The sequence below is a fragment of the Arthrobacter sp. TmtSoilC79 genome (assembly GCF_059739405.1).
The window spans coordinates 1469811-1486659 of the sequence record NZ_AP046051.1 but is presented as its reverse complement, the minus strand read 5'-3'; the positions used below and the strand labels follow the sequence as shown (position 1 = coordinate 1486659).

Genomic DNA, 16849 nt, shown 5'->3' with positions numbered 1-16849 from the left:
AACCGGACGCAACTACGCTGGAGCCGGGTCGACGGAAGGAACCCCATGATCGTACAGATGCGCATCTGCGTGCCGGAGGAGTTGGCCGATGCCGTCCTTCAATGCTGCTCCGGCCAGACCGGAACTGCGGAGGTAGCCGTCTTCAAGGGCGCCTCGGTGATCCCTCCCGGCGATGTGCTGACTGTCCAAATTGCCCGGGAATCCGCGGAAGAACTGATAGAACGGCTGCACGCCCTCAAAGTGCCCGACTTCGGGTCGATCTCCATCTCCTCACCGGACCTCGTTCTGTCCGAGCGGGCCGACCACGCCGAGGAAGAGGCTCCCGGTGAATCGGCCGACTCCGTTATCTGGGACGAAGTGTCCACGCAGACGGGGGAGGACTCCAAACTGACATGGAGTTTCCTGGCGTTCCTGGTGATTGCGACCCAGCTGGCAGCCATCGGCATTGTGACCGATTCAACCATCGCAATTGTGGGCGCCATGGTGGTGGGTCCTGAGTTCGGGCCCCTCGCCGCGTTGGCTGTGGGGCTGGTGGAGCGGAAGTGGCGATTGGTACGCGGCTCACTGCTTGCCCTGGCCGTGGGTTTTCCCCTGGCCATGCTGGTCGCTGCTTTGGCAGCATGGGTCTCCGTGCCTCTTGGGTTGTTCCCGGACAACACACTGGAGCAAGGTTCGGCGGTGGAATTCATCTACCATCCAGGTCCGTACTCACTGATCGTGGCCGCATTGGCGGGAGCAGCAGGCATGTTGTCCATGATCAGCCACAGGTCCTCGGCCCTGGTGGGCGTCTTCATCTCTGTCACCACTGTGCCCGCCGCAGGGTACGTTGCCGTGGCCTTGGTCCTGGGCGAATACAGCCAGGCGGCCGGCTCTGCCATGCAACTGGTCCTCAACCTGGTGGGCATCGTCTCAGCGGCCGCTGCCGTGTTGCTTTTCTACCGGCTCATCGGCAAGCGGGTTTCACTGCCCCGGCGGCCGTCCCGCTCCGGACGACGTTCCATAGCCAATCGGCGGGCCAGGTAACGGGCGTCCCGGCATACTCCAGGCAGCGTTGCCGAGGCTGCCGCGAACAGGAACTCCTGGCCGATGAAATAGACGCCGGGAACCTCGTGGGCCGCTCCCCTTGTCTGCAATGGCTCGCCACGATCGTCGAAGACCGGCAGCTTCACCCATGAGTAATCCTCGTGATAGCCGGTGCACCAGATGACGTTCGCGGCCTCCAACCGGGTCCCGTCATCCAGAACCGGGACACCATCAGAAATCCCTGCCAACCTCGGGCCCAACACAACCCCGGCGGCCAGCAGATCCTTGGTCTTGGTCCGGATCAGCGGTGCAGCCATGGACTTGAACCCCGGGGCAGCCTTTCGCCCGATCGGCGTGTTGAGCGTCAGGACGTGGACGCCAATGAACCTGACCACCGGCAGGGCAAAACGGGCTGCTGCGCGGCCGTGCTTCACAGGCATCTCGCCGCTGGGCCTTCCGGCCAGCACCGTGTGGTGCGAACCGGCAACGTCCAGGGCGATCTCCGCGCCGGAATTCCCAAGACCCACCACCAGCACAGTTCCGTCCCGCAGTTGCCCGGGGTTCTTGTAGTCCTGTGAATGGAATTGGAGAACCCCGGGATCCAGCTCTCCTGCGAACGCAGGCCGTTGAGGCAGACGGTGTCCGCCGGTGGCAATCACCACATTGTGCGAGCGCCACGTATGCTCGGCCGCCCGGACAACGAAACCTCCACCCTCAGCCCTGATTTCCTCCACGTGAACGCCGGCCACGAAAGGAAGGTCAAAGCGGCGGACATAGTCCTCCAGGTAATCGGCCAGTTGGTCTTTTGTGGGGAAAGCAAGGCGGTCTCCGGGGAAGGGCCAGCCCGGAAGCCCGTCATATTTGGCGGGTGTGAACAGCTTCAGGGAGTCCCAGCGCTGACGCCAGGCATCTCCTGGCCGTGGGTTCTGATCCACTATGAGGAAGTTCCGGCCTTCCCTGGCCAACCAGTACGCGAGTGCGAGTCCGGCCTGGCCACCGCCCACGATCACGGTGTCCAAGTCGGTGTGCTGCTGGACTGTGTTCGTCTGGTCTGGTTGCTGCTGCGAGTCCATGGCTGGTCTTCCTTCCGTTCTTGGATCTTGGGGGTCCTGATACAGCCAAGCTACGATCCCAGCGCCTCCCTCCGCGTCGGCAGAATGGCCCATTGGCTTCCCAACGACATGGGTAATTCTGCGCATTAGGTGATAGAGCGTCCGGCACATCGGCAGGGGAAATGAGAGAGGGATCAGTGGATCAAGCCGTGTTCAAAGGCATAGCTGGTGGCAGCTGCCCTGGATGGCACGGAAAGCTTGGAAAGAATGTTGCCCATGTGCCGGGCTACGGTCTTTTCGCTGAGGTACAGCTCCCGGGCGATGGCGCGGTTCGAGTGTCCAGCGGCCACCAGGCGCAGGACTTCCATCTCCCTGCCCGTCAGTGAGGACTGTCCTCTGGGTTTTTCGCCGGCCAGTTCCAGGACTTCCGCCAACGCCGGTGTTGCTCCCAGATCCGCGAACTCGGTTTTTGCCGCTTCGAACTCCATGGCCGCCGAGTCGGGGTCGCCCAGCATGGCGCAGGCACGGCCGGCAAGCACCCGGCATCGGGCTGATTGGTAGGGGGCCTCAAGGCTGTACCAGATCCGCCAAGCACTCCTTGACTGACGGAGGGCAGCTGTGGGGTCGCCCTCGGCCAGGGATACTTGCGCGCCCGCGTGGGAAGCCAGCGCCAATTCCAACGGCCGGCTTTCGTCATGCAGTGGCTCGGATAATTCGTCCGCCAGGGCCCTGGCCGCACCCACGTCCCCCAGTGCCAGTTCAATGTCCACCGCGGCGGGGAGCAAACGGCGGCGATTGACCGTGTCCGCGCCGGCCAAGGCCCGCCGCATAGTGGTTTGGGCTTGGGATTCCTTGTGCTGCGCCAACTGCAGGTACGCGATTCCCGGTACCGGCTCAAAGCCAGTCCCCGCCGCCGTGGCATATGCTTTGGCCGCTTCATCCCAGAATCCTCTGAGGCGCAGGACTTCGGCTTGCTGGTACCAGGCCCCGAACGTCGCATCGGGGTCGCCCTTCCTGACCCTGCCTTCGGCCGAACGCGCCACAGAAAGCGCCTCGTCCCATGCGCCATGCAAGATGAGCAGCTCAGCCCGGTAGGCCTGGCATTGTCCGCTGAACATCACCATGTCCGGGCGTTCCCCGCACCAACGTTCCAACGCCGAAGTCCATTCGTGGGCACGCCGGACATCATGCGAGAGTCGGCAGCTGCCCAGGACCGCGCAGTAGATAATGCCCGAAGGGATGGGAGAGACCTCCCCTGAGGTGACCGAAACCATCACTTCGTCCAGGAGCAGCAGTCCTTCCTCCACCTGTCCAAGGGAAACGCATGAGGTACCCACTCCGAGCCGCCCGAGCGCCTGGAGGTCGTTGTCATGGAAGGATTGGCCCAGATTCAGGGCCCTGCTGAACAGCTCATGGCCGGTCTGGGGGTTGCCGGCACGAAGCGACGCCAGCGCGGCAGGGATGAGGAGGTACCCTTCCGCCGCGCATGGTCCGGCCATGCCGTCCAGCAGGTGCCGGGCACGGGACAACCAGCCGTTGCCACGTGCTTGTTCACCCATGTCCATGAGGAACATGACCAGCCAGGCAGCACAGCGGGCAGCGCTGTCGGTGTCGCCCGTTGTCAGGAATTCGTCGTGGGCTCTTGCCAGGTATTCGATGCTCTGGGCGTTCAAGCCAAGCAGCATGGCCACCGAAGCCGCCAGCTCGATGTCCTGGGGCGGGAGGCCGGCCTCGGAATCGGCGCGGGCCAGGCAATCGAGTGCATCGCTCCAGCGGCGCTCACGGAATGCGGAGCGCCCCAGGTCCAAGTTTGTGTCCGGAGCTGTCATGGCCCGCCCCTGCGGGTGGTGGCTGCCCGGTAGATGCCCGAGCCGCCTTGGTAGCGTCAGGTTACCGCCGCCGTCGAACGCCCACAATAGTCTCACCAGGCGGGAGGGGTGCTGCCGGCGGAAACGCACGAAGCCCCGGCCACAAACGTGACCGGGGCTTCAGTAAAACAGGCTGTTAGTGGCTGTGGCCTGCGTGTGCGTCTTCTTCCTCAGCCGGCTTCTCGGCAACCAGGGTCTCGGTGGTGAGAACCAGGGCAGCGATGGAGGCGGCGTTGCGGAGTGCGGAGCGGGTGACCTTGACGGGGTCGATCACGCCGGCGGCGATCAGGTCCTCGTACTCGCCGGACTTGGCGTTGAAACCGTGGTTGGCTTCCAGCTCGGAGACCTTGGCAACAACAACGAAGCCGTCGAAGCCGGCGTTCTGGGCGATCCAGCGCAGGGGCTGGACCAGGGCGCGGCGGACGATGCCCACAGCTGCTGCTGCGTCACCCTCCAGTGCCTTGACGGCCGGGGACTCGTCCAATGCCTTGAGGGCGTGGATGAGAGCGGAACCGCCACCGGAAACGATGCCTTCTTCAAGGGCTGCACGCGTTGAGGAAACGGCGTCCTCGATGCGGTGCTTCTTTTCCTTCAGCTCAACCTCAGTGGCTGCGCCGACCTTGATGACACCGATGCCGCCGGCAAGCTTGGCCAGGCGTTCCTGCAGCTTTTCCTTGTCCCAGTCGGAGTCCGTCCGGGTGAGTTCGGCACGAAGCTGGGCAACACGGTCAGCCACGTCCTGGGCCGAGCCGGCGCCGTCAACGATTGTGGTGTTGTCCTTGGTGACCGTGATGCGGCGTGCGGTACCGAGTACCTCCAGGCCAACGGAGTCCAAGGTCAGGCCGAGGTCCGGGGAAACAACCTGTGCGCCCGTGAGCGTGGCGATGTCCTGGAGCATGGCCTTGCGGCGGTCGCCGAAGCCCGGAGCCTTGACGGCAACAACGTTGAGCGTGCCGCGGATGCGGTTGACGATCAGTGTGGAGAGGGCTTCGCCTTCGATGTCTTCGGCAATGATGAAGAGCGGCTTGTTGGCCTGCAGGGCCTTCTCCAGCAGTGGCAGGAAGTCCTGCAGCGAGGAGATCTTGCCCTGGTTGATCAGGATGAGGGCGTCCTCGAGGACGGCTTCCTGGCGCTCTGCGTCGGTGACGAAGTACGGGGACAGGTAGCCCTTGTCGAACTGCATGCCCTCGGTCAGTACCAGTTCGGTCTGCGTGGTGGAGGACTCTTCAATGGTGATGACACCGTCCTTGCCAACCTTGCCGAACGCTTCGGCGAGGAGCTCGCCGACTTCGTCGCTCTGCGCGGAGATGGCTGCGACGCTGGCAACCTGGGTGCCTTCGACTTCGCGGGCGTTCTCCAGGAGGCGGGCTGCGACGGCTTCAACGGAAACCTCGATGCCGCGCTTGATCTCGCCCGGAGCGGCGCCGGCAGCAACGTTGCGCAGGCCTTCCTTGACCAGGGCCTGTGCCAGCACGGTGGCCGTGGTGGTGCCGTCGCCTGCGACGTCGTTGGTCTTGGTGGCTACTTCCTTGGCCAGCTGTGCGCCAAGGTTCTCGTAGGGGTCATCAAGTTCGACTTCGCGGGCGATGGTCACGCCGTCATTGGTGATCGTGGGAGCGCCCCACTTCTTGTCCAGCACGACGTTGCGGCCGCGCGGGCCAAGCGTCACCTTGACAGTGTTGGCGAGCTTGTCGATACCGGCCTCAAGAGACCGGCGGGCAGCATCGTTAAAAGCAAGCTGCTTTGCCATGGTTGTGTCCTTTCAAGACAGAAAACCCGCACCGCCGGCGGTCGGAAGTGATTTCCAACGTGACGGCGGCGCGGGGCTCCGGGAAGTTACTTTACGACGATCGCAAGGACGTCGCGGGCGGACAGAACGAGGTACTCGTTGCCGCCGGTCTTGACTTCGGTTCCACCGTACTTGGAGTAGATGACGACGTCGCCAACAGCTACGTCAACCGGTACGCGGTTGCCGTTGTCATCGAAGCGGCCGGGGCCGATTGCAACAACTTCGCCTTCCTGCGGCTTCTCCTGTGCGGAGTCCGGAATGACCAGGCCGGAAGCCGTGGTCTGCTCTGCTTCGAGCGGGCGAACAACAATACGATCCTCAAGAGGCTTAATCGAGACCGACACTCGGACTCTCCTTTTCATGAGCTGATTCATGGACTAAGAACTAGGGTGCCGGAGCGTACAACCGTCGTCGCGGTGCCGGAAGACGCTTGGCGTGATTAGCACCCTCCGGGGGAGAGTGCTAACAAGACTCTATGTAAGCGTTAGCACTCGGTCAAGGTGAGTGCCAGCATTTCGTCATGGGTGAACGTCGGTCACCGGCCTGTGAGGTCGTCCAAATCGTAGTTCTGGCCGTCGTCATCCTCATCCAGCGGCGTATTGCCGCGGTTCAGGTACAGGAACACTCCGGCCGCAACAGCAACGACGCCGGAAATCACCAGGGTGATAATCCCGCCGGTACGGGCGCCACTGTAAAGCTCGCGGATGCCCCGGGCCTCGTCCGTGGCATCATTGACGCTCTTCCCCGCCACCGAATAGGTGGCCGCGTTGAAGGAATCCAGCGCAAAGATGATGATCAGCAGGCCGACGCAGACCACGGCAATCACGACCCCCGCTATCAGGGCGGGTCGCGCGAACTTCATCACGGTGGAGGGCTGCGGGGCTGCGGTATCTTCCATGCAAACAACCCTATCCGGCTGATTCGTCCGTCACGTTCCCAAGTGCCGCGCCGTTAGGCTTGATGGCATGCCCCACGCACCGCAGGAACAGATCGCACCCTTGCTGACTACTGAAGGATGGGAACTCCTGGCCTCGTTGGGGCCCTACCGCGAGGCTGATGCCTTCAGTGTCAACGCCGACCTCCGCAAGGCCGGCCACTCCCCCGAATTGGTGGCCGCAGTCCTCACGCAATCCCGGCTGCGCACCCGGGCAGAGGCAAAGTTCGGAGAGTTTGCCCGGCAGATGCTGTTCACCCAGGCCGGCTTGGAGCAGGCAACGCGGTTGAACGTGGCCGCCCGGCACGCCGAACGTTTCGTGAAAGCCGGGATCTCCCACGTTGCAGACCTCGGTTGTGGGCTCGGCGCTGATTCAATGGCCATGGCATCCATGGACATTGCTGTCACCGCCGTTGAAATGGATGAAACCACGGCTGCCTGCGCCACCATCAACCTCATGCCTTTCCCGCACGCCACCGTGGTGCACTCGGATGCGACGTCCGTAGAGCTGGACGGGATCGACGGCGTGTGGCTGGACCCTGCCCGCCGGACCACCTCAACCTCGGGAACAAAACGCATCTGGGACCCTGAGGCTTTCTCTCCCCCGTTGTCCTTCGTTGAAAAGCTGGCAACTACCGGACGCGCCATCGGCGTCAAAATGGGGCCCGGCATCCCCCATGAGTCCGTTCCCTCCGGCTGTGAGGCCCAGTGGGTTTCAGTAGGCGGCGACGTCACCGAAGTGACTTTGTGGTTCAATGCCGTGGCCCGCCCCGGCGTGCGTCGGGCGGCACTGGTCATCGGCAGCCAGGGCGCCGCTGAAATCACCAGCGGCGAGGAGTTCGACGGCGGCCCGGCAGCCGGCGTCGGGCCCGTTGAGGGCTTCCTCTACGAACCTGATGGTGCGGTGATCCGCGCAGGGTTGGTGGCCGACGTCGCCGAACGCCTGGGCGGGCACCTGCTGGATGAACACATTGCCTACATCTGCGCGCCGGAACTGCACGACACTCCTTTTGCCCGCGCCTATAAGGTCCTTGAAGTGATGCCCTACAACGTCAAGGCCCTCAAAGCCTGGGTGAAGACCAATGGCATCACCGTGCTGGACATCAAGAAGCGCGGCACGGCCGTGACTCCCGAAGAGCTGCGAAAGCAACTGCTCCCCGCCAAGCCCACTAAAGGCATGGCTGCGAAAACAGCCACGCTCGTCCTCACCAGGATCGGCGAGGACAAAGTGGTTGTCGTGGTGGACCCGGTAAAAGCCTGAGCCGTCAGCGTCGCGAGAACTCCGAGGCCTCGCGGACCTGCCCGGCGCTGGGACGTACACCCGTGTAAAGCACAAACTGTTCTTCAGCCTGGATGGCAATGACCTCGGCTCCGGTGATGACCTTCTTGCCGGAGTTCCGTGCTGCGGTGATGAGCGGCGTTTCCGAGGGCAGTGCCACGACGTCGAACACCACCTGCGCTGCGGCAATGGTGGCGTCGTCGAAGGCCTGGGCCATTTCGTCCGCACCAGCCATGCCCAGCGGGGTGACGTTGATGATGAGATCCGCTGTTGAGCCGTTGACGTCGTCCTGCCAGCCGAATCCGTAAAGGTCCGCGAGCGCGCGACCACTGGTTTCGTTGCGCGCCACGATGGTCACTGCAGTAAACCCGGCGTCCCTGAGGGCGGCGGCGACGGCCTTGGCCATGCCCCCGGCACCGCGGAGCAGCACGGTGTGGCTGTTGGGGACCTGATGGTCCTTCAGGAGCCGGGCTATAGCGATGTAGTCGGTGTTGTAGGCGGTGAGGACGCCGTCGTTGTTGACGATGGTGTTCACCGAATCAATCGCTTTGGCTGATGGGTCCATCACGTCAACCAGGGGGATGACGGCTTCCTTGTAGGGCATGGACACCGCGGCACCCCGGATGGGGAGGCCGCGGATGCCAGCCACTGCGAGCGTGATGTCCGCCGGGGCGAATGCCTTGTAGACAAAGTTCAGGCCGAGCAGATCGTAGAGATAGTTATGGAACCTGGTCCCGATGTTGCTGGGCCGGGCCGCCAGCGAAATGCACAGGGACATGTCTTTGTTCAGGATTGGCATTCCCCCATTAAACAACGGCCTTCACGCTCCCGCGTTGATCCAGCGGCCGGGTTAGCCCTGACGCGCCTTCATCCGCGGGTTGTTTTTGTTGATGACGAATGTACGTCCCCGCCTGCGCACAATCTGTGCGCCCGGGATCTTCTTGAGGGCACGCAGTGAGTTCCTGACCTTCATGGTGTTTCTCCTTCTGTTGGGTGTTTGGTTCAGAGGGCGTCGCTGAGTTCCAGGGGGTCCTCCCAGACCCCGGAGTCCAGCTCCATTTCGGCTTCCGTCAGTTGGCATCCGTCCAGAAGCCCGCGGATTTCCGCCGGGTCGATGTCGTCGGAGCGTCCGGTGATGGCCAGCACGGTGCCGCGGTCACCGTGGTGGGGGTGCCAGTCCAGGAAGGCGTCGACGTCGCCGGTTTCCTTGGCGGATTCCGTGCCACGGGCCGCATCAACAGAATCGGCCAGCCAGTTTCCGGTACTTTCCAGCCAGACCCTGGGTCCTATGCCTTGGACGGCGATGCGCCGCGTGGGTGCGGACGCGATCCACAGGCGGCCACGCAGCCAGTGGGTTCCGATCGCCAGTTGCGGCAGTGCCTCCCGGAAGCGCCCCGGGTGCAGGGGGCGGACGGTTTTGTGAAGCACGGTCCGGAAGGGCCCCGGCGTTTCGTCCAACGGCACACGCACGACGCCGGGCCGGTTGCGTGCCGCTGCTTCGGCATGGTCAAAGCATCCCGGCCGGAATTCCCCGGCCGGCCCTACGACGTTGGCGTGGGGTGCCAACTGGCCCAGCAGTTCAAGACCAATACGCCAAGGGCCTGATCCTTCACGCTGATCTCCCGTCAGCACCGCTCCGAGTCCCGGGAAGACCATTACGGTATCGACTTGGCCGAACTCACCGATCAGGAATTCGCCGCTGGTGCGCTCGTCCTGGGGCATGGACGTGAAGCCGGATTCGTAGAGCGTGTGGCGATCCCAGATGTGGTCATCCAGGTCCGCCGCATCAATGGCGAGCACCGCGTTGTCGATCACGGCCGGCCGGCTGAGGCCACGGTGCAGCTCTGCGACGGCCATCCCCGCGGCAACTCCCGGGGGCAGGCCAAGGACCACGTGGTCGAAGCCGCACGCGGCGAGCCGTTCCGCCGTCGGAACAACATCAAGCCGGACGGTGCAGCTGAGGCAACCGTGCTCCAGCACCGTGGTTTCGCGTTCGAAGAGGCGTCCGTCCCGATAGACGCGTCGGAGGACAAGGGAACCGTCCAGGAGATCGTGGAGGACCACCACGGAGTTCTGGTGGGTCCGGCCAAGCCGGGTGGTGGCGGCCTCACGGCATTGGCTGTCCAGGGAACTGACGACTGTGAGGTGCATGGGTCGAGTGTATTGCTAATTTTTCTCATTAGCAAATAGTAGAGAATTTTGGGCTGGTTCACGCCGATATCCCGGGGGTTCACGCTGCATTAGACTTGATCCGACCGCTGGCGGCCCCACAGCGGGGAATCGTGCCCGGCTGTGACAAACCAATGCGGGGACTGAAGGACTGAGGGGACTACGTGCAGATTGATTTTGCGCCATCCAGGCAATCGACACTGGGTGTGGAATGGGAGTTGGCGCTCGTCAATGCACGCACCGGAGAACTTGTATCGGTAGCCAACGATGTCCTGAAGGGCGTCGCCGCCAACCACCCGGACCTCAATGAGGACGACGAACACCCCCATATCAAGCGCGAGCTTCTCCTCAATACCGTGGAACTGGTCACCGGCATCTGCGAGACCGTCAAGGACGCAAAGGAAGACCTTGGCAGGTCCCTCGCCGCGGTCCGCGAAGTCACGGATCCCATGGGCGTCGAAGTCTTTTGCGCCGGAAGCCACCCCTTCAGCCCGCCGCTGCTCCAACCCGTCACGGACAAGGAGCGTTACGCCAAACTGATCGAACGGACCCAATGGTGGGGCCGGCAAATGGTCATTTACGGCGTCCACGTCCATGTTGGCATCGACCACAGGGACAAAGTCCTCCCCATCCTTGACGGACTGGTCAACTACTTCCCGCATTTCCAGGCGTTGTCCGCCTCCAGCCCGTACTGGGCCGGGGAAGAAACCGGGTATGCCTCACAGCGCGCCCTCATGTTCCAGCAGCTCCCTACCGCCGGGCTGCCCTTCCAGTTCGAAACCTGGGAGGCGTACGAATCCTACGTCCAGGACATGTTCACCACGGGAGTGATCGACTCCACGTCCGAGATCCGCTGGGATATCCGGCCCGTCTCCAACCTGGGCACCATCGAAATGCGCATCTGCGACGGCTTGGCAACGCTGGAAGAAGTGGGCGCCATTGCCGCGCTGACCCAGTGCCTGGTGGACGAATTCTCCTCAACCCTGGACGCAGGCGGCAGCATTCCCACCATGCCGCCATGGCATGTCCAGGAGAACAAATGGCGTGCCGCACGGTACGGCATGGAGGCCATCATCATCCTTGACGCCCAGGGCAACGAGCAGTTGGTCACCGAACATCTCGCGGAAACGGTGGCCCGGCTGGAACCGGTGGCAGCAAAGCTCGGGTGTTCCGAAGAGCTCGCCGACGTCCTGAAGATCATCGAACGCGGAGCCAGCTACCAGCGCCAGCGCCGCGTCGCTGCTGAACACAACGGAGACCTGCAGGCCGTGGTCATGGACCTGGTACAGCAGATGCGCAAGGGCCCGGACGCGTAATTATCCGGATCACGCGGCCGCCGGTGCCGTCCCTGCGAGGGAGCGGTACCTAGGCGGGCACTGACACCGTAGTTACCGGCAGGGAGGAATCCGGGGCAAAGCCGATTCCACTCGGGCCAACACCGGCCATGATCAGCTGGGCCCCAAGGGCAGCCACCATAGCGCCGTTGTCCGTGCACAGGTCCAACGGCGGGACGTGGAGGGTGATCCCGGCTGAAGCACAGCGCTGCCCGGTCAGTTCCCTTAGCCGGGAGTTCGCTGCCACTCCACCACCAAGCAGGACATCAGTGATGCCATGTTCCTTGCACGCCAGGACGGCCTTGGAACTGATGACGTCCACCACGGCTTCCTGGAAAGCCGCAGCAATGTCTGCCACGGGCACTTCCTCGCCCCGGGCCTCGAACTGTTCAACGCACCGGGCCACGGCGGTCTTCAAGCCACTGAAGGACCAGTCGTAGCGGTGCGGGCCCTTCTCCCCTACAGTGCCCATGTACTTCGGCTGCGAGAGGCCCCGCGGGAAACGGATGGCTTTGGGATTGCCCTGGCGTGCCAGCTTGTCGATGGCCGGTCCACCCGGGTACCCGAGGCCGAGGATGCGGGCCACCTTGTCATAGGCCTCCCCTGCGGCATCATCGATGGTTGAACCCAACAGCTCCACGTCGTCAGTGATGCTCCGAATGCGCAGGATTTCCGTGTGCCCACCCGATACCAGCAGTGCCCCGAGGTTCTCCGGCAACCTCCCGGCACCCAGGCCGGCGGCAGCACCGGCGTCGTGCTTGCCATCCTGCGCCGACTTGCGATCAAGGAGCCCCACACCAACATGCGCCACCAAGTGGTTGATGGCATACAGCGGCTTGCCGGTGGCAACGGCCAGCGCCTTGGCGGCGCAGACACCCACCATCAACGCACCGGCAAGGCCCGGACCCGAGGTGACGGCAATGGCATCAATCTCGTCCAGGGTGACGCCGGCTTCCTGCAGCGATTCCTGCAACGTGGGCACAAAGGCGTCCAGGTGGGCGCGGGAGGCGATCTCGGGGATGACCCCGCCAAAGCGAACATGCTCTTCCATGGATGAGGACACGGTGTTGGTCAGCAGCGTGGTGCCCCGCACGATCCCGACGCCGGTCTCATCGCACGAGGACTCGATGCCGAGCACCAATGGCTGCTTGGGCAGTTCCGGATTAGCGCCGCTCACGCTGTTGCTCCTTCGTGGGGTTTGTTCAGTTCAAGCCGCATGATCAGGGCATCGGTGCCGTCCCGGTAGTAGCGGGGACGGACATGGATCTGCTCGAAACCGAAGCGCAGGTACAACTGCTGGGCTCGGGGGTTGTCCGCCCGAACCTCCAACAGCACATCAGCGGCACGCCGGCGCCGCGCTTCGGTGATGAGTTCGGTCAGGACAGCGGAGCCAATGCCCTTTCCTTCGAATTCTGGCACGACGGCGATCGTCTGGACGTCCGCGATCGGTTCGATGCACATCAATCCGGCGTAAGCCACGATCTCCCCCGCGACCTCGGCAACTACATAACGGCGGGTTTCGGGCTGCGCGAGTTCGTCGAAGAACATCTGCAGGGGCCAGGCATCCACAGGGAACAGCCGGCGTTCCAAGGACTCCACTACCGGGATATCGGCCTCTGTCATGTCCCGGAGGGAAACTCCCGCAAGCTCAAGCTTGGGTGAGACTATCCGTCCCATCAGAGCGCACGCTTCCGGGGCCCGGGCACCTGGGCATCGGATTCCCGCAAGTAGAGCGGGGTGGAGTCCAGCAACGGTTCACCGGCCGCGAGCTTTGCCAAGGCGAACTGGCCCAGTGAGGCTGCGTGAGGCTGGGCTGTGGAGAAGTCCTCGTTGGCCTTCAGGACATCGGCATACAAGCCTGCTCCGGCACCAAAAACCGGCAGGTCCGGAAGGTCGGCGGCAAATCCCACGTGCGGTCCGTCAACAAGCACCGGCAGCTGGCCGTCGGCCAGCGTGTATCGCGCCCAGTAGACCTCCTTGCGCCTGGCATCTGTGGCCACCAGGAACTCAGCAGCTGCAGCGGTGGATTCCGCCACCTCCAAGGCAATCGCGTCAAGGCTCATCACGCCATGCAACGGCTTGTTCCAGACGAAAGCCAAGGTTCTGGCAGTGGCGATTCCCGAGCGCAATCCCGTAAAGGGGCCAGGACCTACGCCGGTGACGATCGCGTCGATATCGGCGCCCGTGACGCCCGCTCCGGTCAGGAGCTTTTCAATGCCGGGAGCCAGGACTTCGGCATGGCTGCGGGTGTCCTCCGTAGCGAAGGAATCCACCACGCCCTCCATGGCGTCGTCGGAAATCAGGGCAGCACTTGCAACCGCTGAGGTATCAATGGCCAGGATCAGCATCAGTTGCTCCTCTCCTGTGACGCGGTTTCAAGGACTCGCGGAGCCTCGGCCCAGCGGGGTCCGTATCCACGGAAGACAAGGGTGCGGGGTTCGTCGTCGTCATCGGTATCGAAGTCCAGGACGTCGCCGCCTGGTGGGTTTGTTGTTGCCTGGCTCTCCCCACCAACAGATCGGTGCAGGTCAATCTCCAGGCGGCTGTCCGAGAGGTGCTCCACCCTGTCCCGGCCCCACTCCACCACAGTGACGGCCGTGTCCATGGTGTTCTCCAGATCGATGTCGTCGATTTCGGCCGAGGATTCCAGCCGGTACGCATCGACGTGGACCAGGTCCGGACCACCGGGCCGCGGTCCGTCAGCAAGGTTGGGGTGGATGCGTACCAGCACAAACGTGGGGGAAATGATGCCCGCACGTACGCCCAGGCCTTCGCCCAGTCCTTGGGTGAACGTGGTCTTGCCTGCACCCAGCTCGCCGGTCAGGACCAGGAGGTCCCCGGCCTCGAGTACCTCACCCAAGGCTGCCGCGAGGGCGTGCGTCTGCTCCGCCGTCGTGACCGTCAGGGTGCGCTCCCACTGCGGTTCGCTCACAGCGCTGCCGTCTCTGTGGCTTGGTTGGCAGCGTTGGTTTGGTTGGCGTCCTTGTGGACCTCGGCCGGGGGCGGCAATTCGTTGACGTAGCTGCGCGGGACCCGGGGGCTGATGCGGGTGACGATTTCATAGTTGTTGGTTCCCGCGGCCGCAGCCCAATCGTCAGCCGTGGGTCCGCCGTCTGCACCGTCGCCAAGCATGACGGCCTCGGCACCCTTGAAGCCTGCTGCCTCTTCCGGCGTCAGCGCTCCGAGGTCAACCACCATCTGGTCCATGGCAATCCTGCCCACCACAGGGTAGTTGACGCCATTGATGCGGACAGGACCGCCGGTGCCAACGCGCGGAACTCCGTCGGCGTACCCCAGCGGGACCAGGCCCAGCGTGCTTTCCCCGCTGGTGCGGTAGTTCAGGCCATAGGAGACACCCTGGCCTGCCGGCACCTTCTTGCAGTTGGAGAGCAGCGTGCGGACCGTCATGGCCGGGTGCAGGCCAAGTTCCGCGGAGGTAGCGCCCTCAAAAGGCGAAAGTCCGTAAATGCCGAGGCCAACACGGACCAGATCGAAGTGTGAGTCCGGGCGGGACAGTGTGGCCGGAGTGTTGGCGATATGCCGTACTTCCGTGTCCACCCCTGCATCCTCGGCCATGGCTATCGCCTCGCGGAAGACGGCCAGTTGCTCATCGGTTTCGGGACGGTGCGGCTCATCAGCCACTGCGAGGTGCGAGAAGATACCCACCACGCGCAGCAGGCCTTGGTCCTGGTATTCCATGGCCTGGCCCACCAACTGGTCCCAGTCGGCAATGGTGCATCCGTTACGGCCCAGCCCAGTGTCCACTTTCAAATGGACCCTCGCAGGCCGTTCCTGTTCACGCGCTGCCGCCACTACGGCGTCCAGCTCCCAGCCGGAAATTCCGACGTCGATGCCGGCGGCGACTGCCGCTTGGAAGTTGCTCTCCCGGGTGTGCAGCCAGGCCAGCAAAGGAGCATCGACCCCGGCGGCGCGCAAGGCGAGCGCCTCGGAAATGTGCGCGACGCCCAACCAGGCGGCCCCGGCGTCGAGCGCTGCGCGGGCCACTTGGACGGCTCCGTGGCCATACGCGTCAGCCTTCACCACAGCCATGACCGAAGCGGGAGATGCGATGGCGACGAACTGGCGAACGTTGTGCCGCACGGCTTCGAGGTCGATCACGGCGGAGCGTTCCAGCACCGCCGACTTTGCTATGGAGGCTTTCGACCCGATACCGATATCTGCAGCTGCTTCGTAAGTCACCCTAGAGATTCTAGTAGGGCCGGTGAATTCGGGTTAACTGCGTGCCTTCCCGGCCCGCTACTGTGCGTCCGACAAATGTGCGATCGTTGCCCTGGCCCGGCGCTGGGCTTCGGCCGGGATGTCCTTCACGATCGGTTCAAGGAACGCGAACCGCCGCAGCCACTGGCTGGACTGGCGTTCCTTCCGCGCGTTGGCCCGCTGCCACCAGTCGGCGATGTCCCCCCACCCGGGGGCCGCCAACGAGCCGCCCACCTCCTGGACCGCCAGCGAGGCGCACAGGTTGGCGAAGCGAAGGCGGTCCCCCAGCCTCCACCCCGCCAGGCATCCCACAATGAACGCCGCCCCGAAGCAGTCGCCCGCGCCGGTGGGATCGTAGGCGGAGACCGGGAGGGAGGGCACCCATTCTTCCTCGCCGGTCTCCGAGTCCACGGCAACGGCCCCCTGCGGTCCGAGCGTCACCACGGCCACAGGCACCCGGTCTGCCAGGGAGTACAGCGCAGCCCACGGGTCCGCTTTGCCTGTGAATGCCATGGCCTCAGGCGCATTGGGCAGGAAGGCATGGAAGTTCTCCAGCAAATCCAGCCGGCGTTCGGACCACTCTCCCGTAGGATCCCACCCCACTACGCCAAAGAGTTTGGTGCCGGAATCCTTTGCCGCGAGCATCCACGGCTCCAGTTCTTCGCCGAGGTCAGCGACGGCGGCGAGTGCCTTGGGTGGTTTGCCCATCAGTTCGGAGGAACTGATGGGCGCCGGGTGCCCGTGGGTGACCATGGACCTGTCCTGGTTCACGCACAGGGAAACGGTGACGGGCGAGTGCCAGCCGGGAACTTTTCGCGACAACGACAGGTCCACGTGTTCCTGGCTTTCAAGGATCTGCCAGTTGTAGTCTCCATAGCCGTCGTCCCCGAAGGTCGCGGCAAGATTTGTACGCAAACCCAGCCTGGCAGCGGCGATGGCTTGGTTGGCCACCCCGCCGGGGCAACTGCCCATCCCCTCGCTCCATACCTCCGTGCCGGGTTCGGGCGAGTGCGGCAGGCCAGTGAAAATGATGTCCTGGAAGACCGTTCCTGTCAGGAGGAGGTCGCAGTGCTGGTCGGCATCGGAGCGCAGGGAAGCCAGTGGATCAAATCGTCGCTGGGGCATAGCGTCCATGCATCGCAGACTACGCCGATCCTCACGGGGCTGCATAGATCCGTACGGC

The 16849-nt window shown here is 63.9% G+C and carries 17 protein-coding genes; 3 read left to right on the top strand and 14 right to left on the bottom strand.

The genetic code is table 11. The annotated features are described in order from the left end of the window. Positions 1-45: 45 nt before the first annotated feature. On the top strand, positions 46-1023 hold the full coding sequence (locus AC6JA3_RS06925) for a DUF389 domain-containing protein (RefSeq protein WP_347783042.1): 978 nt from the start codon (positions 46-48) through the stop codon (positions 1021-1023). Here AC6JA3_RS06925 and AC6JA3_RS06920 read toward each other — a convergent pair. From AC6JA3_RS06920 to AC6JA3_RS06900, 5 genes are all read right to left on the bottom strand, one after another. Next, the gene (locus AC6JA3_RS06920) at positions 936-2096 is read right to left on the bottom strand and encodes a flavin-containing monooxygenase (RefSeq protein ID WP_497920023.1); all 1161 of its coding nucleotides are present in this window, start codon (positions 2094-2096) and stop codon (positions 936-938) included. The genes AC6JA3_RS06925 and AC6JA3_RS06920 overlap by 88 nt on opposite strands. A gap of 173 nt (positions 2097-2269) precedes the next feature. Further along, positions 2270-3904, bottom strand: coding sequence for a LuxR C-terminal-related transcriptional regulator (locus AC6JA3_RS06915; protein ID WP_497920022.1), 1635 nt, complete (start codon positions 3902-3904; stop codon positions 2270-2272). A 175-nt stretch (positions 3905-4079) separates the two neighbouring features. Beyond that, positions 4080-5693 (bottom strand): chaperonin GroEL, encoded by a 1614-nt coding sequence (groL, locus tag AC6JA3_RS06910; RefSeq protein ID WP_026539865.1) that lies wholly within the window; start codon positions 5691-5693, stop codon positions 4080-4082. An 86-nt stretch (positions 5694-5779) separates the two neighbouring features. Further along, positions 5780-6076 (bottom strand): co-chaperone GroES, encoded by a 297-nt coding sequence (gene groES, locus AC6JA3_RS06905; protein ID WP_011775524.1) that lies wholly within the window; start codon positions 6074-6076, stop codon positions 5780-5782. A 191-nt stretch (positions 6077-6267) separates the two neighbouring features. Beyond that, positions 6268-6630, bottom strand: a complete 363-nt coding sequence (locus AC6JA3_RS06900; RefSeq protein ID WP_026539864.1) for a hypothetical protein — start codon at positions 6628-6630, stop codon at positions 6268-6270. 67 nt (positions 6631-6697) lie between these two features. Between AC6JA3_RS06900 and AC6JA3_RS06895 the strand changes: the two genes are divergently transcribed. Beyond that, positions 6698-7927 (top strand): THUMP-like domain-containing protein, encoded by a 1230-nt coding sequence (locus AC6JA3_RS06895; protein WP_497920021.1) that lies wholly within the window; start codon positions 6698-6700, stop codon positions 7925-7927. Between the two features lie 4 nt (positions 7928-7931). Here AC6JA3_RS06895 and AC6JA3_RS06890 read toward each other — a convergent pair whose 3' ends face one another. Genes AC6JA3_RS06890 through AC6JA3_RS06880 form a run of 3 tightly spaced genes read right to left on the bottom strand, consistent with a single transcriptional unit; the run spans position 7932 to position 10096 of the window. Then, a complete protein-coding gene (locus tag AC6JA3_RS06890) occupies positions 7932-8744 on the bottom strand; it encodes a shikimate 5-dehydrogenase (RefSeq protein ID WP_497920020.1) in 813 nt (270 codons plus the stop codon). A gap of 51 nt (positions 8745-8795) precedes the next feature. Beyond that, positions 8796-8918, bottom strand: coding sequence for a type B 50S ribosomal protein L36 (gene ykgO / locus AC6JA3_RS06885; RefSeq protein ID WP_011775528.1), 123 nt, complete (start codon positions 8916-8918; stop codon positions 8796-8798). Positions 8919-8947: 29 nt separating this feature from the next. Further along, positions 8948-10096, bottom strand: a complete 1149-nt coding sequence (locus AC6JA3_RS06880; RefSeq protein ID WP_497920019.1) for a GTP-binding protein — start codon at positions 10094-10096, stop codon at positions 8948-8950. Positions 10097-10278: 182 nt separating this feature from the next. Between AC6JA3_RS06880 and AC6JA3_RS06875 the strand changes: the two genes are divergently transcribed. Then, positions 10279-11430 carry a glutamate--cysteine ligase gene (locus AC6JA3_RS06875; protein ID WP_026539860.1) on the top strand — a complete coding sequence of 384 codons (1152 nt, stop codon included), beginning with the start codon at positions 10279-10281 and terminating at the stop codon, positions 11428-11430. A 49-nt stretch (positions 11431-11479) separates the two neighbouring features. Here the strand turns inward: AC6JA3_RS06875 and tsaD are convergent, their stop codons facing one another. The 6 genes from tsaD to AC6JA3_RS06845 are packed head-to-tail and all read right to left on the bottom strand — an operon-like array spanning position 11480 to position 16800. Next, on the bottom strand, positions 11480-12625 hold the full coding sequence (gene tsaD / locus AC6JA3_RS06870; protein WP_497920018.1) for a tRNA (adenosine(37)-N6)-threonylcarbamoyltransferase complex transferase subunit TsaD: 1146 nt from the start codon (positions 12623-12625) through the stop codon (positions 11480-11482). Beyond that, a complete protein-coding gene (gene rimI / locus AC6JA3_RS06865) occupies positions 12622-13125 on the bottom strand; it encodes a ribosomal protein S18-alanine N-acetyltransferase (protein WP_026539858.1) in 504 nt (167 codons plus the stop codon). Before rimI ends, tsaD begins: the two co-directional genes overlap by 4 nt. Continuing rightward, on the bottom strand, positions 13125-13796 hold the full coding sequence (gene tsaB, locus AC6JA3_RS06860; RefSeq protein WP_497920017.1) for a tRNA (adenosine(37)-N6)-threonylcarbamoyltransferase complex dimerization subunit type 1 TsaB: 672 nt from the start codon (positions 13794-13796) through the stop codon (positions 13125-13127). The genes rimI and tsaB overlap by 1 nt, the downstream gene beginning before the upstream one ends. After that, complete coding sequence (gene tsaE, locus AC6JA3_RS06855) at positions 13796-14380, bottom strand: tRNA (adenosine(37)-N6)-threonylcarbamoyltransferase complex ATPase subunit type 1 TsaE (protein ID WP_497920016.1); 585 nt, start codon at positions 14378-14380, stop codon at positions 13796-13798. The genes tsaB and tsaE overlap by 1 nt, the downstream gene beginning before the upstream one ends. Then, on the bottom strand, positions 14377-15648 hold the full coding sequence (gene alr, locus AC6JA3_RS06850) for an alanine racemase (RefSeq protein ID WP_497920015.1): 1272 nt from the start codon (positions 15646-15648) through the stop codon (positions 14377-14379). The genes tsaE and alr overlap by 4 nt, the downstream gene beginning before the upstream one ends. A gap of 57 nt (positions 15649-15705) precedes the next feature. Further along, positions 15706-16800 (bottom strand): carbohydrate kinase family protein, encoded by a 1095-nt coding sequence (locus AC6JA3_RS06845; protein ID WP_238324844.1) that lies wholly within the window; start codon positions 16798-16800, stop codon positions 15706-15708. Positions 16801-16849: the final 49 nt, after the last annotated feature.

What these genes read in the sequence shown, in the direction of transcription:
- AC6JA3_RS06925 (WP_347783042.1), top strand. Translation starts at nt 46, where the DNA reads ATGATCGTACAGATGCGCATCTGCGTGCCGGAGGAGTTGGCCGATGCC.
- AC6JA3_RS06920 (WP_497920023.1), bottom strand. Translation starts at nt 2,096, where the DNA reads ATGGACTCGCAGCAGCAACCAGACCAGACGAACACAGTCCAGCAGCAC.
- AC6JA3_RS06915 (WP_497920022.1), bottom strand. Translation starts at nt 3,904, where the DNA reads ATGACAGCTCCGGACACAAACTTGGACCTGGGGCGCTCCGCATTCCGT.
- groL (WP_026539865.1), bottom strand. Translation starts at nt 5,693, where the DNA reads ATGGCAAAGCAGCTTGCTTTTAACGATGCTGCCCGCCGGTCTCTTGAG.
- AC6JA3_RS06900 (WP_026539864.1), bottom strand. Translation starts at nt 6,630, where the DNA reads ATGGAAGATACCGCAGCCCCGCAGCCCTCCACCGTGATGAAGTTCGCG.
- AC6JA3_RS06895 (WP_497920021.1), top strand. Translation starts at nt 6,698, where the DNA reads ATGCCCCACGCACCGCAGGAACAGATCGCACCCTTGCTGACTACTGAA.
- AC6JA3_RS06890 (WP_497920020.1), bottom strand. Translation starts at nt 8,744, where the DNA reads ATGCCAATCCTGAACAAAGACATGTCCCTGTGCATTTCGCTGGCGGCC.
- ykgO (WP_011775528.1), bottom strand. Translation starts at nt 8,918, where the DNA reads ATGAAGGTCAGGAACTCACTGCGTGCCCTCAAGAAGATCCCGGGCGCA.
- AC6JA3_RS06880 (WP_497920019.1), bottom strand. Translation starts at nt 10,096, where the DNA reads ATGCACCTCACAGTCGTCAGTTCCCTGGACAGCCAATGCCGTGAGGCC.
- rimI (WP_026539858.1), bottom strand. Translation starts at nt 13,125, where the DNA reads ATGGGACGGATAGTCTCACCCAAGCTTGAGCTTGCGGGAGTTTCCCTC.
- tsaB (WP_497920017.1), bottom strand. Translation starts at nt 13,796, where the DNA reads ATGCTGATCCTGGCCATTGATACCTCAGCGGTTGCAAGTGCTGCCCTG.
- AC6JA3_RS06845 (WP_238324844.1), bottom strand. Translation starts at nt 16,800, where the DNA reads ATGGACGCTATGCCCCAGCGACGATTTGATCCACTGGCTTCCCTGCGC.